Here is a 13,501-nt window from a genome sequence, read left to right on the forward strand (position 1 = left end):
CTCTCCGGTCATTTTTCGATGTCCGCGATCTGCTTGAGCGAGGCCGCAGCCTCTTTGATCAGGTCGCGCATCCTTGCCCGCTCACGCCTGGCGCCGAACGTCTGCTGACCACTGCCGTAATTGCCGTTCTTACTGCCCATCGGCGCGCCGCCCCTCGCCCCGTGGAACCGGCATACGTTCCAGCCCTTCACTGCCGGCCCTCGACACCGCAAGCCCGATCGTTTCGACGTGGCTGAGCACTGCTTGGCGTTCGGGAAGTTCGGCGGTTTCGGCTCGCACATGGGGTTGATCCTCTAGATTGCTGGCCACCCCTCCCCCTGGGCCACCGAAGTTGCCGACAGCGACCTGACCGCCGTCATGGACATGGATGTGCTCGACCTTGATGTTTTGCTGCCCACGGGCTCGATAGCGGGTGAGTGCTTCGAGCTGGGCGGCGAACGTCTTGGCCAGCTTGGTCAGCGCATTCGCCTGGCTTCCAGAAGCCTCGAATGTAGACGGGGATTGACCGGCAACGCGCATGGTCATGTTTTGAATTGCGATCATCTGGCTGCACAGCATGGTCTCAACGCTATCCCTTGGCGCCATTGCAGCGATCGACGCCAAGGTGCGGTTGACTGTGGCTTCGACCTGATCGGCGCTTGGTGCTTGGCGGGCAATCTGTCCCAGCAGAGATGTCAGTTCTTCGCCATGCGTGAGGCCAAGCAGCGACATCCAGAACGCGGTCGCCTCGGCGCTTGTGTCTGCCAGATCAATCTCGCCATTGTCGGTCAGCACAAACTTAATGAGCGTGGGCGTTTTTTTGGTGCGCTCGATATAGGCATCAGCAACGCGCGTCTGGCTGGCGGTCAACATGGGCGCGCCTCCACCAATGGGCCATCGGGCGTGCGGGGAATGCCTGTGTCCACGATGATCGTGACGGCGCCCTCATGCTTGATATCAGCACGGACCTCCAGCGGCAGCAGCTTGGCATATAGCTTATAGAATTCGGTCTGGTTTTCGCGCGCCCAGGCGGTGAAGGCTTCAAGGCCACCAATGCCGTCATAGGCTTTTTCGAGCGCGGCTTTCACCTGCACGGTGGTTTTGTTCGGGGCGCCCTTGGGCCGTCCGGGTGAGCGGCGTTTCTCAAATGCGTGCTGCACAGTATCGCTCCGGTATTTTATTCGGAGCCAGAATGCAGACTAATGGTTGGGGCGGTGAGGTGGGTCGCCTACGCGCGCGAGATGTCAGCATTTGCCAGCAGCGGATATGTAGAGGCGATGCAATCGATCGAGCAACTCGGTCCGAAAAAGCTCTTTCGCTGCAATGCCATGTAGACGGTGAATAGGAATGGCCCGAAAATATCTTTCCTAAGGAAATGGCGCTCCCTATAGGAGTTTTTCGAAATTGCTATACACTGTCTTCATGTGACTGAAATTACTGGTGAATTTTCTCCAGACTGGCGCAAGGCGTCTACACACCTTTACATCACCACGGCTCAAACTGTTGAAAGGCGCGCGTTCCCTTGAGAGTGGCGCCGACAATGATCGCGCCTTTGGCGATGCGGCGACCTTCAATGCCGGGGATGGCGCGCAACCGTTGCCCGAACGTGTTGACGATAGGCAGAAATTTCTCGGCATAGCCTTCATCCAGCGCCCACGCCTTGAAGTCGCGGAACAATTCGGAAGTCCCATGCCAACCGCCAGGCGGCTCGTGGTCGGTGAGGTCAACCCGCTGCTCGAACCACTCAATAAGCGGATCCAGCCTCAGCCAATCGCGCAGCGCCTCTTGGGACGAGGCCGGCAGGGTATATGCCCGATGCTCCGAAAGGCGCTGAGCGCCGGCAATGGCAAAGCGCAGTAGCAGGTCAAGCTCGTCATTGCGAATGCGGTCGGCAATGTCCTCAACGATTTCATCTTCGGGGATCGAGCGATTGAACCGAAGCACGACGAGCCGGCGCTGCAAACCACGGTCAAGCCCGCCATGGAAGCGCGGCAGGGCGTTGGTGGTGAACAAGTGCAATGCGCGCGGCACGAAGGTCATGGCACTGGCGTAGACATCACGGCCTTGAAGAGCGTTGCCGGTGACAGCCGCCTTGAAGGTTTCCCCGGCAATGGCATTGGCTGACAGCTCATCCGCCACGTTCGCGGCCTTGCCGGCCAGGTTGACGATGCGGCGCTCATCCTCATAGGCAGACGGCGGGATATGCGACACCGCACCCTCGGGCAACAAGCACTCCAGCAGCGATGCAATCGTGGACTTGCCATTGCTGGCCGTCTCACCGAGGAACACGAACGCCTTGGGCAGTGGAAGTCGCGTGGCAATACCGAATGCGGCAGCGCCCAATATTTCACCGACCAGATCAATCTTGGCTTCGGCATCCGGGTCGCCGTGAAATGCACCCGTCACCAGCTTGTGCAGCATCGAGCCCTCGGGCAGCGGGTCGGAACGCCCATTCCCGTATCGCGCCGGGATTGTGAAGCGGAAACGGTCATCGGGGGAGTGCTGGCGCGTTGTGATAGTGCCGCCCTTGGCAATCTCAACCACGGTGTCAGAGCAGTTGAGGGCGACAGACGGATTATTAAAATAGTCGGGCTCCGAAAGGATCGTGCCGACCTCGGCCAAGACGCCATTGATGAAATTGCGACCGATCCACATGGGCTTGCGGCCCTGAACGGTGCAGCCGTTGTAGCGATGCACGGCCAAGCGCAAGCTGTTTTCCGGCAGTTCGCGCCAGCAGGTTGGACCCCACGCCCAGAATGCACCATCGGCGCGCACCACATCACCGCAGACACCCTCAAGGGTGGCGGCAAGATGCTGAGCAACCCCAACCTCACCCCCATTCTCGATGTCGGACACTTGCCCGGAGCGGAGCATATCGACTGCATCGGCGCCGACAGGATCCGGCGCACGGCGCCCGCCTGTCACCACTTTCAACTCAGCGGAGGGTGTCAGCCCCCCGCTTTCAATTCGGTCATGTCGCCCCATGTCTAAGCCGCCATCGGAATTACGCCGGGAAATCGCCCAGCGATTGAGTGAGCCACCTCAAAAATGCGATCGAGTGTGGAGCGGGTGCCGCAGAATTCGATTTCGTCCTCCACCCTCGGCAGGGACGCCCAAAGCAGCGCAACGTCGATCTTGTCGTTGATCGCGTCGTCGGTGCCCAGCGCGTCATCGAGGTAGATGTTGTCCAGCAGACAGCGAGCCTCGTTCACGTGCTCCCATTTGCTGGCGGGCTGATCAGCACCAAGCATATAGGGAAGCTGGTCAAGCTCTTCGCATGACAACCCGGCTGGCGCGTGCACCTCGAAGTCGAAAACGATCTCAGCCTGGTCGATGATGCGCCGCGCCATCTTGCCAATGTTGATGAGCGTTTTCGCCTCCCCCGCGAACCGCATTTCAGCGTCAGCCCGTTCAAGCGTCGAGTTCAGAAGTAGCGCGTGCCTGGCCAGTGGTGACGGTGCGTTCAAGACGCGATCCTTGGCCAGCAGCACTCGGTAAAGCTGCCCGAGGCGAAAGCTGGTCCAGCCGATTGCCTCGTAGCGGGTCGAATAGAACGGGGGGATAAATTCCGGCAGGGGCCGGCAGTGGGAAGTTGCGAACATTGTCCGCCCTTTCGCTTGCGAATGGGCTGGAAATGTTGCATTTGTAGCAACGTCAAAATCATCTTGTACTTTCCCGCCCTGGTTCAGAGATGAGCCGGGGTGTCTCTTTTTCCGGCCCGGTGACTTCAGACTGCCATGCGTTCCGCTGATTTTGCGGCGAGCCAGTCTTGGACTTCGGACGCGACCCAATAGTTGCGGCGGGCAATCTTGATCGGCTTGGGAAAGTCCCCTGCCTTGATCCACCGCCAAAGGGACATGTCCGAAACTGGTGCAATGCGCTTGATGTCGCGCGCGTCGAGCAATTCGGTTTCGATGATGTCGGTCACAGCGACCTCCTTTCGTTAAACGTTGAGATAAATGACTGATGGTTGGCGCTCCAAAGTGAAGCTCAAGCGCGATCCATGCCGGGATACTCGCCGCGCTCCCAAAGCCGCGCCATTTCAAGGGCTTGGAACCCGGCAAAGGTCGAGGGGCGGCAGGCCAGCATTTCTTCGATGATGTCGCTGGCGCCGTGTTCGGCCATGATCGCATCGGTGCGTTCGCTCTCTGCCTGGGCTCCGATATCGAGGGCGACAGCCTCCAGCATCTCGAAGGCATCGATTGCCTTCCGGACATGCACGGCAAGCTCATCAGCCAGGGTCAGAAGGCGGGCGTCGGCGGGAGTGTAGGCGGTGGTCATGTCAGCTCTCCTGTTAAGCGTTAAGGTTAACCCTACCGATAATAGCCATGTATGGACATGTCAACCTATAATCGGTAGGGTTAGCTATTAAGTCAGGAGAACAGGAATATGGAATTGACCCCAGAACAATGCAGGGCCGCGCGCGGGCTGCTCGATATGAAGCAGGCCGAGCTGGCCGAGCGTTCGGGTGTGGGGCTTTCCAGCATCAAAAACTTCGAAGCTGGCAGGACAGGCATGATTGCCAACAACCTATCTGCTCTGGGCCGGGCGCTTCAGACAGCTGGAGCCGAATTCATCCCGGAGAATGGGGGTGGCCCAGGCGTTCGGCTCAAAAAAGGTATTGATCCGAGAGCTTGGCGAGGGCTTTAGCCCCGCCCGGATAATTTGGCGTAAACAGTGCATTTTTGGCAATTGAAGTGGAAAACAATCAGGGACGGCGACATCCCAAGCGTTCATTGCGTTTTTAGCAACATAGCCCGATTTGTTACTTTTGCTTTTTTATCAACGTACTGAATGTATTGACAATTCTGGCGTTCCCAACCATGTTTTGTTACAGGAATTTCCGATCATTGCCTTTTTAGCAATGTAAGTAGCGATCCCTGTGCAAGTCATGGGTCTCGCTATGCTTCACAATCCTTTGCCGCCGTTCACCCGTTTCCAGGGCGCCCCCTGCCCATTTTGCGGAGGTGCAACTTTGTGCCCCTCGCCGCAGCGGCTCACGCAGATCATTGAGCTGACAGAGCATGAAGAAGCCGCCCTTGAGTTTCTGTGGGATCGGTACGGCAACCTGGACGGTGACGGCAAAGCCGCCAATTTTGAGATCGCAGACTGGATATTCCAAGACCATGATGACGGCGGACCTTCCGAATGGTCGGCAGGCCGGGATGTGCATCTGGCAATCACGGGGTTGAGGCGAAAATTGCAGGGCCTCGGCTACGTTATCAAAGCCGACTATCGAAACAGGCCGAAAGGCAAGGGTCGGCAAGAATGGCGCCGGTCCCTTCACCTCACTCCTGACCCCGGCGCTCCCACGACACAACGCCTCCAGGTTGCCGGCAAGTCAGGCGGTTATCGTCGCCAGTTTCGGCCCGTGAAATGCCGGTGCTGTGGTCGGCAGATCGCCAGCCCGACATTGGAACAAGTGATGTCGGTCTATGGCCTGCAACCTCGCGAGCGCCAAATCATCCGCATCATCGACAGCGCAATTGGTCGGGTGGCGTCGAACGAATGGCTGCTCGAACTCATGTTCGCAGATGACCCGGTGCCTAAAAACCCCGATCGTAAGTATAGTGCGCTCAAGGTCGCCATCTCGAATGCGCGCAAGAAGCTGCGAGGCTCAGGCGTCACGATTGAGGCCATTGGGTACGGTCAAGGCTTTACTCTGGTCGATGAGGTCGGCGCATGACCCGAGCCCAGCCCGTTTGCCCTCCCCCGACTGCCCGAGGACTGAGCCGCGAAGGTGCAGCAAACTACATTGGCGTGTCAGCATCCCTATTCGATGACATGGTTCGTGACGGGCGCATGCCACAACCAAAGCGGATCAACTCTCGCACCGTGTGGGATGTTCGCGCTATAGATAGGGCCTTCGACCTTCTGCCGGGCGGGAGCGCCGGAGAGGATGACGAATGGGAAGTTGAGGCGTAAGTGCCCAAGAAGTTCGCCAAAAAATACATTATCGAGGACCGCACGGATGGCGTGCTGCGCTTTTATTTTCGGAAGCGTGGTCAGCCAAAGATCCGGCTGCACGGCATTCCCGGCACCGACGAGTTCAACGAACAATATTACCGCGCCCTCAAGGGTGTGATCGAGAGCAAGCCGGCAGGTCCTGTTCTTGCGAAGCGCGGCACCCTCCGGTGGCTATGCGAGCAATATTTCGGGTCAGCCGAGTACAAGATGCTCGATGCACGAACCCGCAAGGTGCGCCGGTCCATCCTTGAGAGTTGCTGGGCGGAACCGACAAAGCCAGACGGCAATAAGATGATTGGGGATATGCCGCTCTCGTCCGTAACGTCTAAGGTGATACGGGTTCTGCGCGACCGGAAGGCCGAGAAGCCAGAGGCGGCAAACAGTCGGGTGAAGGCGCTTCGCCAGGTGTTCGGATGGGGTGTGCTCGATGGGGTCGAGTTGGCGATGGTCAACCCGGCAAAGGATGTCCCCTACTTCAAGCCACGCGGCCAGGGCTTCCACTCTTGGACCGAGGCCGAGGTTGCCCGGTTTGAGGAAAGACACCCGATCGGCACGAAGGCCCGCCTCGCCTTCGGCTTGCTTTTCTACTTGGCGCAGCGCCGTAGCGATATCGTGTTATTCGGAAAGCAACACCGTCGCGGGGACGCGCTCTACTTCACGCAGTTCAAGGGCCGCAATCGCAATCCGGTCACGCTGGAAATTCCAATCCCCCGCGAACTGGTCCAAATCATCGACGCGACCCCCAGTGGCGACATGACTTTTCTTGTGAACGACCTGGGGCGCCCGTTCACGGCAAACGGCTTCGGCAACAAGATGCGCGAGTGGTGCGATCAGGCTGGCCTGCCAGAATGCACATCCCACGGTCTGAGAAAGGCCCGCGCTGCCCGCATGGCGGACCGTGGCGCCACTGGCCATCAGATCATGGCAATTACTGGTCATCAGACGCTCAAGGAGGTGGACCGCTACACCAGAGCGGCGAACCAGCGAAGGCTTGCCAAGACCGCCACCGCCATCATGGAAAAACAGACGGACGACGATTAGACCGGCAAGTCAAAGCGGGAACAAATGTGTCCAGAAAAATAGCCGCGAGCAAATCTCTGGACGTTTTCATCCTATTTTATGAGCGATTTCAATAGCTTGGAAAAGTGGTGGTGCCCAGAGCCGGAATCGAACCAGCGACACGCGGATTTTCAATCCGCTGCTCTACCAACTGAGCTATCTGGGCATCGGGCCCGAGCGACTGGTGCGCGAGCCACGGGCCTTATAGGGGAACGGTTTTTGCCGCGCAAGCGGGAAAAGGCGGTGTGGATAAAGGGATTCTTGTTCGCCTGCTGGGGCAGGCTTGACCACTCTGGCCTCAAAGCGCGCCGACATTGGCCGAGACCCACGCTGCGCTCCGCAACGTGGCTCGGGAAATCCTACCTCTCGCCGTCCTCGTCGTCGTGGATCGGCTCGTCGTCGCGGGCGGGGATGACGTAGGACCCGATGAGCCAGCGATTGAGGTCGATATCGGCGCAGCGCCGAGAGCAGAAGGGTTTGAACTCTTCCACCATCGGCTTGCCGCAGATGGGGCATTTCTTTTTGGGGGCTTCAGCCATCAGACGCCTGAGAGGCTCGACTGGTTGAGCCAGTTGAAATGCACCGGATAGCCTTCGCCAGCCAGAAGCTGGGCGGTTTCGTGCAGGGGCAGACCCACCACGGCGGAATAAGAACCAACGAGCTTGACGGCAAAAGCGCCGGCAATGCCCTGGATGGCATAGCCGCCAGCCTTGTCGCGCCATTCGGCACTGGCGAGGTAGGCTTCCATTTCCCGCGCGGACAGGCGCTTGAAGCGGATGCGGGTCTCTACCAGTCGCTGGCGGCGGGCGCCGGACGGCGTGATCAGCGTAACCCCGGTATAGACGCGATGGGCACGGCCCGAAAGCAGGCGGAGGCAATCAGATGCCTCTTCCATGGTCTCAGCCTTGGGCAGAATGCGCCGACCCACGGCCACAACCGTGTCGGCTGCCAGCACCATAGAGTTGGCGCCGAAGCCGGCGATGGACGCCTTGTGCTGGGCCGTCAAGGCCTTGAGATCGGCTAGGCGCTGCGCCAGCTTGCGCGGCAATTCGCCTTTTTCGGGGGTCTCATCGACATGGGCCGGCACCAGATGCTCGGGCTCGATGCCGATCTGGTTGAGCAAGGCGAGCCGGCGCGGTGAGGCCGAAGCCAGAATCAGGTCGGGACGGCCGGCCATGTCAGATCACTTGAAGCGATAGGTGATGCGACCCTTGGTGAGGTCGTAGGGGGTCATTTCGCACAGCACCTTGTCGCCGGCGAGAACGCGGATGCGGTTCTTGCGCATGCGCCCGGCAGTGTGGGCGATAATTTCGTGATCGTTTTCGAGCTTCACGCGAAAGGTCGCGTTGGGAAGCAATTCGGTGACCACGCCCGGAAATTCGAGCACTTCTTCCTTGGCCATACTTTCTCCTGAGAAGGCCCCATGCGCCATTGTTGGCTGGCCGGGGCCGCAAAATCGGGCGGAACCTACTTCAATTCAAAGCTTTTGTGAACCACTTGTGATCAAGGGCTCCAAACGCGCCTTTACGCGCCGGCGCAAACCATCGCGCAGATCGCGATAGGCGCCCAGAACCAGGCTACGATTGCCTTCGACCAGCGAGGGGTCATCCACCTGCCAGTGCTCGACGGCGCCGGCTTCCAGCCCCTTCTTCTCCACCGCATCGGGGGCGTCGTCAGAGAGGGTGATGACGAGATCAAAATGGTTGGCGACCAGTTCGTCCAGGATATGGGGCGTATGCACGCTCATATCAATGCCGATCTCTTCCATGACCTCGTGCACGAACTGATCGGCCTTGCCGCCATTGACGCCGACCGAGCGGGCGATGAGACGGCCCGGAAAGGCCTGGCGGGCGAGCGCTGCGGCGATGGGTGAGCGCACCGAATTCATCGAACAGACAAAGAGCACGGTGGGGAGTTCGCTGGTGGCCTCATCGATTCGGGAAGCGTAGGGCTGAACTGCGCAGATGAGAGTAAACAGACGACGCGCCGTGTTAAGATCAAGGATGATCTTGTTGGTAAGGCGGGTGCGCAGCAGTTCGGCCGCCTCGTTGTGCATGCCGCGCCGGGCCATGTCGACCGTTTCGATCTGGAAGGGCTGAGCGGAACGGATGGCCTCGTAATAGGCGTCGCGGACGCGGAAATAGTCGCGGATAAGGCGCCGGAACGGGGTCAGCGAGAGATAGTGCGCGGCGATGGGCTGGAACGTCTCGGGATGACGGACATCGAGCAGGATGTAATTGCCGATGATCGACATATGCAGCGCATAAGGCCCTTCGGCGCTGACGCGGGCGGGCTTGAACGCATTGTCCTCGAGCAGATCGTAAATGGCGATACGCCACTCATGCACCTCGTCAGGATTGATCGAGGTGATGGTATTGGGGTCGAGCGTGACGGTAACCAGCCTGTTCTTGCTGGTCGCCGCCTGCTCTGTGCCCATCGAAATGCTCACCGATTGAGCCTTATGGAAATGGACCGGCCGTGGCCGTCGAGATCTTCGACGCCGGCAATGGTGATGGCAGGTTCGGCCAGGGCCGCGAGCGAGGATGGCGTGCAGCCCAACAGAGAGGTGCGCTTCATGAAGTCGAGCACGCCCAGGCCGGAGGCAAAGCGCGCCGAGCGGGCGGTGGGCAGCACGTGATTGGAGCCGCCGACATAGTCGCCAATGGCTTCGGGCGTGTGGTGGCCGAGAAAGATCGCGCCGGCATGACGGATTTTATGCACCAGCGCCTGCGGGTCGTCGGTGGCGATTTCCACGTGTTCGGAGGCGATGCGGTTGGCAAGGTCCGCTGCCTGATCGAGCGAAGTGACAGTGATGATGGCGCCGAACTCCTCCCAACCTTCGCGGGCAATGGTCTGCTTGGGCAGAAGTGAAAGCTGGCGTTCGACTTCGGCGGCCACGGCGTCGGCAAGCTTGCCATCCGTCGTGACGAGGATCGACTGGGCCCCTGCCCCGTGCTCGGCCTGGGCAATCAGGTCGGCAGCGACCCAAGCGGGATTGGCTGAGCTGTCGGCAATGACGAGGACTTCGGAGGGGCCTGCGATCATGTCGATGCCCACCTGGCCGAAGACCTGGCGCTTGGCGGCGGCGACGAAGGCATTGCCGGGGCCGGTGACTTTGTCCACACGGGCAATCGTCTGCGTGCCATAGGCCAGAGCGGCAACAGCCTGGGCGCCGCCAATGCGGTAGATCTCGGTGATCCCGGCAATCTGGGCGGCAGCCAGGACTGTGGGGTTGATTTCACCATTGGGGGTCGGCACCACCATGGCGATGCGCTTGACCCCGGCCACGTGGGCCGGAACCGCGTTCATCAGCACCGAGGAGGGATAGGAGGCGAGGCCGCCCGGCACATAGATGCCCACGGCATCAACGGCGGTCCAGCGCGAACCCAAGGTGACGTCCAAGGCATCGGTATAGATATGGTCCTCAGGCTTCTGCTTTTCGTGGTGGGCCTTGATGCGGTCATGCGCGGTCTGCAGCGCCGCAGTCACATTGGCGGGAACCCTGGCAGCGGCTGCGGAGATTTCCTCGGTCGAGAAAGCCAGCGTGGCGGACGTGACATTGGCCTTATCGAAGCGGTTGGTGAGTTCGGCCACAGCCTCATCTCCACGCGCCCGCACCTCGGCGATGATGGCAGCAACCGTGTCGTTGACGTCCTTGCTGGATTCGCGCTTGGCGCCAAGCAGATCGGAAAAGCGCTGTTCGAAATCGGACTGGGCGCTGTCGAGACGAAGGGGCATGAAGGACTTTCTAGTCGATGGCGTGAGCGGGCTTGGCCGAGGCGGCCCAGGCTGCGCCGAGGTCGGTCAGCCGGGCTTCGAGAAATTCAACCGTCAATCGCACCGTGCCGCCACCGGCAAAACGCAATTCGACAATACCGGAGGGGGCATCAGTCACTTCGAAACTGACGGCCAGGAGATTGAGCACACCATCGGGCGATGCCGGATCGAACCCGGCATAGGCCGCGTGGGTGACGCCGCTGAAATCGAGCGCCGCGCGCTTGCGCATGCCCTTGCCACGCGGCTCGTCGCTTTCCCAGGCAAAGCGGTTCATCAGCAGGGCGAAACGCCGGTCCCGGCGCGCAAAGCCCATATCCGCGACGCGGACGACGGCGTCCTGCGCATGGGCGGAGACAACTTCGAGGTCTTCGGTATCAAGCGCAATCAGCTTGAGATCGGTCATGTGCAAGGCCCTGTTGGGGTAACGATGACCCTATCTGGTCACGCCCTGTCCGATCTACAAGTTTGTGCGGCGCGGGGCAATGCGGCAGACCAGTGCGGGTCCGCCGCAGGCACAAGTTCATGTTCGCCATGATACGCGTTGCCGCTGCTCCCTAAGCGTAGCTCTGCGGGCCTAGCACGCTAGAACCGGCCCACTGGGGCGCACTGAACCCGCCCTGCGAGCGTAGCTCTACGGGCCTAGCACGCTAAAATCGCCCCACTGGGGCGATTTTGCCGAAGGCACGCGTGCTAGCCAGCCACCCTTTCAATCTCGGCGCCGCAGCGGGAAAGCTTGTCTTCCAGGCGTTCGAAGCCGCGGTCGAGGTGGTAGATGCGGTTGACCACGGTTTCGCCCTTGGCAGCGAGGCCGGCAATGACCAGCGACACCGAAGCGCGCAGGTCGGTGGCCATGACCTGGGCCCCCTTCAACTGCGGACGGCCGGTGATGGTCGCGACCTGGCCGTTGACGGCGATGTCGGCACCGAAACGGGCGAGTTCGGCCACATGCATGTAGCGGTTTTCGAAGATGGTCTCGCGGATCTGGCTGACGCCAGAACTCATGGTCATCAGCGCCATGAACTGGGCCTGCAGATCGGTCGGAAAACCCGGAAACGGGTCGGTATCGACATCAACGGGCTGAATGCCATTGCCATTGCGGCGCACGCGAATGCCATTGGCCTCGTTTGAGAGCTCTGCCCCCGTCTGGCTCAGAATATCGAGAGCCGCCTGCAAGTGTTCGGGCCGCGCACCCTTGAGCAAGACGTCGCCACCGGTCATGGCCGCTGCCATGGCGAAGGTGCCGGTTTCGATCCGGTCGGGAATGACTTCGACAGTGGCGCCATGCAGTTTTTCAACGCCTTCGACAGTCAGCGTGCGGGTGCCGATGCCGGAGATCTTGGCGCCCATGGCGACGAGGCATTCGGCGACATTGGTGATTTCAGGTTCCTGGGCGGCATTTTCGATGACCGTCGTGCCACGCGCCAGAGACGCTGCCATCAGGATGGTGTGCGTCGCGCCTACCGAGACCTTGGGGAAGCTGACAGTGGCGCCAACCAGCCCGCCCTTGGGCGCCTTGGCCACGACATAGCCTTCATCGATATCGATCTCTGCGCCCAATTGCTTGAGGCCATAAAGAAAGAGGTCCACCGGCCGGGTGCCGATGGCGCAGCCACCGGGCAGCGACACGCGGGCCTCATGGCAACGGGCCAGCAGCGGGCCGATGACCCAGAAGCTGGCACGCATCTTGGAGACCAGATCATAGGGCGCGGTGGTGTCGACAATGTCGGCGGCGTGGAAGGTCATGCGCTGGCCCACGCTTTCCTCCTCGCCCCTGCGGCGGCCGTGAACGGCGATATCGACGCCATGATTTTCCAGAATACGCTCAAGCTGTTTAACGTCTGCCAGGCGCGGCACATTGTGCAGCACCAAAGGCTCGTCGGTCAGCAAAGAGGCGATCATCAGCGGCAAGGCGGCGTTCTTGGCGCCCGAGATGGAGATTTCACCCCGCAATTCATTGCCGCCGACCAAACGAATACGATCCATAAGAAGTCCTCAGAAATGGCCCGATAGGCCTGCTACCTGTTGGGAGGCAAGGCAGGGTCTTCGTTGCCACGTGAGCCAGACCAGCCGTTCTCGAAAATGTTGCGATTAGAATCGCCCGAAAATGGTTTACGGTTTCTTGTGCGTGTCCGTTCCGGTTGTCGTTGAAACCTGCTCGTTCGCATCGCTTGAAGCGCGCGCCTTTGCCTGTTCCTTCCGACGCTTGAGGTTCTCCCGCAGCTTTGCGGCCAATCTTTGCTCGCGCAGTGCAGTTTGTTCCGATTTGCCCATGGCCCTTCGGCACCTCGATTCCATTGGTTCGGTTGATAGGCTGTTTTTGGTCTTGCGTCGAGACAGTCCCTATGGCAAAGGAGCCCCCGTCGCCGCGTCGGAATACCGGCCCCCGCGAATTTGCTGCCGTAGCTCAGTGGTAGAGCACTCCCTTGGTAAGGGAGAGGCCGACAGTTCAATCCTGTCCGGCAGCACCATTTTCTCAACAAAACGACCACGTGCTTCATGCGCTGAGAGCTGCACTACCGTGTGCTAGCTTAGCACAGCATTCTCAAAGCTTGTGACTGCTTCATATTTTTCAATGACTTAGCTCGCGCAGCACAGCATGTGCTAGCACATAGCTAGCGCAATGAAGGGGCTGCTAACACGAAGGAGTGTGTGTGTCCGACCTCACAGCGCCATCGGCAACAACCACCGATATCGCTCATGAAATGCCTACGGCGCATCC

Annotated in this window: 17 protein-coding genes, 2 tRNA genes and 1 pseudogene; 4 read left to right on the forward strand and 16 right to left on the reverse strand. The window is 60.1% G+C overall.

The features are described from left to right. Positions 1–8 precede the first annotated feature (8 nt). From ACE4RL_RS17190 to ACE4RL_RS17220, 7 genes are all read right to left on the reverse strand, one after another. A complete protein-coding gene (locus tag ACE4RL_RS17190) occupies positions 9–140 on the reverse strand; it encodes a hypothetical protein (protein ID WP_375598322.1) in 132 nt (43 codons plus the stop codon). Continuing rightward, a complete protein-coding gene (locus ACE4RL_RS17195) occupies positions 130–852 on the reverse strand; it encodes a hypothetical protein (RefSeq protein ID WP_375598323.1) in 723 nt (240 codons plus the stop codon). Before ACE4RL_RS17195 ends, ACE4RL_RS17190 begins: the two co-directional genes overlap by 11 nt. Beyond that, positions 846–1,139 (reverse strand): hypothetical protein, encoded by a 294-nt coding sequence (locus tag ACE4RL_RS17200; protein WP_375598324.1) that lies wholly within the window; start codon positions 1,137–1,139, stop codon positions 846–848. Before ACE4RL_RS17200 ends, ACE4RL_RS17195 begins: the two co-directional genes overlap by 7 nt. 325 nt (positions 1,140–1,464) lie before the next feature. Continuing rightward, entirely contained in the window at positions 1,465–2,964 is a 1,500-nt protein-coding gene (locus tag ACE4RL_RS17205; RefSeq protein ID WP_375598325.1) for a DUF5906 domain-containing protein, read from the reverse strand. A gap of 2 nt (positions 2,965–2,966) precedes the next feature. Beyond that, the gene (locus tag ACE4RL_RS17210; RefSeq protein WP_375598326.1) at positions 2,967–3,581 is read right to left on the reverse strand and encodes a hypothetical protein; all 615 of its coding nucleotides are present in this window, start codon (positions 3,579–3,581) and stop codon (positions 2,967–2,969) included. A gap of 125 nt (positions 3,582–3,706) precedes the next feature. Continuing rightward, a complete protein-coding gene (locus ACE4RL_RS17215; protein ID WP_375598327.1) occupies positions 3,707–3,907 on the reverse strand; it encodes a helix-turn-helix transcriptional regulator in 201 nt (66 codons plus the stop codon). Between the two features lie 62 nt (positions 3,908–3,969). Further along, positions 3,970–4,260, reverse strand: a complete 291-nt coding sequence (locus tag ACE4RL_RS17220) for a hypothetical protein (protein ID WP_375598328.1) — start codon at positions 4,258–4,260, stop codon at positions 3,970–3,972. Between the two features lie 108 nt (positions 4,261–4,368). Between ACE4RL_RS17220 and ACE4RL_RS17225 the strand changes: the two genes are divergently transcribed. From ACE4RL_RS17225 to ACE4RL_RS17235, 3 genes are all read left to right on the forward strand, one after another. After that, positions 4,369–4,629 carry a helix-turn-helix domain-containing protein gene (locus tag ACE4RL_RS17225; protein ID WP_375598329.1) on the forward strand — a complete coding sequence of 87 codons (261 nt, stop codon included), beginning with the start codon at positions 4,369–4,371 and terminating at the stop codon, positions 4,627–4,629. A gap of 253 nt (positions 4,630–4,882) precedes the next feature. Then, positions 4,883–5,665 (forward strand): helix-turn-helix domain-containing protein, encoded by a 783-nt coding sequence (locus ACE4RL_RS17230; protein ID WP_375598330.1) that lies wholly within the window; start codon positions 4,883–4,885, stop codon positions 5,663–5,665. A 239-nt stretch (positions 5,666–5,904) separates the two neighbouring features. Further along, on the forward strand, positions 5,905–6,987 hold the full coding sequence (locus ACE4RL_RS17235; protein WP_375598331.1) for a tyrosine-type recombinase/integrase: 1,083 nt from the start codon (positions 5,905–5,907) through the stop codon (positions 6,985–6,987). Between the two features lie 108 nt (positions 6,988–7,095). Here the strand turns inward: ACE4RL_RS17235 and ACE4RL_RS17240 are convergent. From ACE4RL_RS17240 to murA, 9 genes and pseudogenes are all read right to left on the reverse strand, one after another. Further along, positions 7,096–7,171: transfer RNA gene (locus tag ACE4RL_RS17240), tRNA-Phe, on the reverse strand. 193 nt (positions 7,172–7,364) lie between these two features. Next, positions 7,365–7,544, reverse strand: coding sequence for a DNA gyrase inhibitor YacG (yacG, locus tag ACE4RL_RS17245; protein ID WP_375598332.1), 180 nt, complete (start codon positions 7,542–7,544; stop codon positions 7,365–7,367). Beyond that, positions 7,544–8,182, reverse strand: coding sequence for a Maf-like protein (locus tag ACE4RL_RS17250; RefSeq protein ID WP_375598333.1), 639 nt, complete (start codon positions 8,180–8,182; stop codon positions 7,544–7,546). The genes yacG and ACE4RL_RS17250 overlap by 1 nt, the downstream gene beginning before the upstream one ends. A 6-nt stretch (positions 8,183–8,188) precedes the next feature. Beyond that, entirely contained in the window at positions 8,189–8,407 is a 219-nt protein-coding gene (infA, locus tag ACE4RL_RS17255) for a translation initiation factor IF-1 (RefSeq protein ID WP_046103343.1), read from the reverse strand. Positions 8,408–8,482: 75 nt separating this feature from the next. Next, positions 8,483–8,911, reverse strand: coding sequence for a hypothetical protein (locus ACE4RL_RS17260; RefSeq protein ID WP_375600307.1), 429 nt, complete (start codon positions 8,909–8,911; stop codon positions 8,483–8,485). Between the two features lie 57 nt (positions 8,912–8,968). Beyond that, positions 8,969–9,442: pseudogene (locus ACE4RL_RS17265) on the reverse strand (UPF0262 family protein); the annotation flags it as partial. Between the two features lie 8 nt (positions 9,443–9,450). Then, positions 9,451–10,743 (reverse strand): histidinol dehydrogenase, encoded by a 1,293-nt coding sequence (gene hisD / locus ACE4RL_RS17270; protein ID WP_375598334.1) that lies wholly within the window; start codon positions 10,741–10,743, stop codon positions 9,451–9,453. A 10-nt stretch (positions 10,744–10,753) separates the two neighbouring features. After that, complete coding sequence (locus ACE4RL_RS17275; RefSeq protein WP_375598335.1) at positions 10,754–11,185, reverse strand: DUF2948 family protein; 432 nt, start codon at positions 11,183–11,185, stop codon at positions 10,754–10,756. Between the two features lie 287 nt (positions 11,186–11,472). Beyond that, positions 11,473–12,765 (reverse strand): UDP-N-acetylglucosamine 1-carboxyvinyltransferase, encoded by a 1,293-nt coding sequence (gene murA / locus ACE4RL_RS17280; protein WP_375598336.1) that lies wholly within the window; start codon positions 12,763–12,765, stop codon positions 11,473–11,475. A gap of 410 nt (positions 12,766–13,175) precedes the next feature. On the opposite strand from murA, the gene ACE4RL_RS17285 reads away from it, so the two are divergent. Then, positions 13,176–13,250 (forward strand) — tRNA-Thr (locus ACE4RL_RS17285). Positions 13,251–13,501: the final 251 nt, after the last annotated feature.

It is taken from the genome of Devosia polycyclovorans (assembly GCF_042181575.1).
GTDB classification, from domain to species: Bacteria; Pseudomonadota; Alphaproteobacteria; order Rhizobiales; family Devosiaceae; genus Devosia; species Devosia polycyclovorans.

Excerpts from the sequence above, each read along its gene's own strand:
- ACE4RL_RS17190 (WP_375598322.1), bottom strand. The coding sequence starts at position 140 with ATGGGCAGTAAGAACGGCAATTACGGCAGTGGTCAGCAGACGTTCGGC.
- ACE4RL_RS17195 (WP_375598323.1), bottom strand. The coding sequence starts at position 852 with ATGTTGACCGCCAGCCAGACGCGCGTTGCTGATGCCTATATCGAGCGC.
- ACE4RL_RS17205 (WP_375598325.1), bottom strand. The coding sequence starts at position 2,964 with ATGGGGCGACATGACCGAATTGAAAGCGGGGGGCTGACACCCTCCGCT.
- ACE4RL_RS17210 (WP_375598326.1), bottom strand. The coding sequence starts at position 3,581 with ATGTTCGCAACTTCCCACTGCCGGCCCCTGCCGGAATTTATCCCCCCG.
- ACE4RL_RS17220 (WP_375598328.1), bottom strand. The coding sequence starts at position 4,260 with ATGACCACCGCCTACACTCCCGCCGACGCCCGCCTTCTGACCCTGGCT.
- ACE4RL_RS17225 (WP_375598329.1), top strand. The coding sequence starts at position 4,369 with ATGGAATTGACCCCAGAACAATGCAGGGCCGCGCGCGGGCTGCTCGAT.
- ACE4RL_RS17230 (WP_375598330.1), top strand. The coding sequence starts at position 4,883 with ATGCTTCACAATCCTTTGCCGCCGTTCACCCGTTTCCAGGGCGCCCCC.
- yacG (WP_375598332.1), bottom strand. The coding sequence starts at position 7,544 with ATGGCTGAAGCCCCCAAAAAGAAATGCCCCATCTGCGGCAAGCCGATG.
- ACE4RL_RS17250 (WP_375598333.1), bottom strand. The coding sequence starts at position 8,182 with ATGGCCGGCCGTCCCGACCTGATTCTGGCTTCGGCCTCACCGCGCCGG.
- infA (WP_046103343.1), bottom strand. The coding sequence starts at position 8,407 with ATGGCCAAGGAAGAAGTGCTCGAATTTCCGGGCGTGGTCACCGAATTG.
- hisD (WP_375598334.1), bottom strand. The coding sequence starts at position 10,743 with ATGCCCCTTCGTCTCGACAGCGCCCAGTCCGATTTCGAACAGCGCTTT.
- ACE4RL_RS17275 (WP_375598335.1), bottom strand. The coding sequence starts at position 11,185 with ATGACCGATCTCAAGCTGATTGCGCTTGATACCGAAGACCTCGAAGTT.
- murA (WP_375598336.1), bottom strand. The coding sequence starts at position 12,765 with ATGGATCGTATTCGTTTGGTCGGCGGCAATGAATTGCGGGGTGAAATC.